The following is a 274-nucleotide window of genomic DNA, read 5'->3' as shown; positions in this document are numbered from 1 at the left end:
CTTCCACAAGTACACCAACAGGAAGACGGCGACGGCGGCCAGCGCGAAGGTCAGCAGCCTGTTGCCGAATTCGATGAAGCCGTGGATACCCATCTCAGGTGTGTTGACCAGGGAATTGTTGGTGCAACGGGGCCAGGTAGGGCAGCCCAAGCCTGAGGACGTGAGGCGCACTGCCCCTCCTGTCACCACAAGCACGGTTTGTCCGATCAGTGACAGCAGGGCCAGGCGCCGGACGGCAGTATTGACTTCCGTGGGCAATTTGGACGCTAGCCGC

The 274-nt window shown here is 61.3% G+C and carries 1 protein-coding gene; it reads right to left on the bottom strand.

Translation table 11 applies throughout. The annotated features are described in order from the left end of the window. Positions 1–258 (bottom strand): COX15/CtaA family protein (locus SB679_RS24165; protein WP_410704781.1); only part of this gene is annotated, 258 nt, incomplete at its 3' end. Between the last annotated feature and the right edge of the window lie 16 nt (positions 259–274).

Origin of the sequence: Chryseobacterium sp. SIMBA_029, assembly GCF_046535275.1 — a bacterium.
Lineage (GTDB): Bacteria > Bacteroidota > Bacteroidia > Flavobacteriales > Weeksellaceae > Chryseobacterium.
Note: the sequence above shows the minus strand (reverse complement) of the source record. Positions and strands in the feature narration are given on the sequence as shown.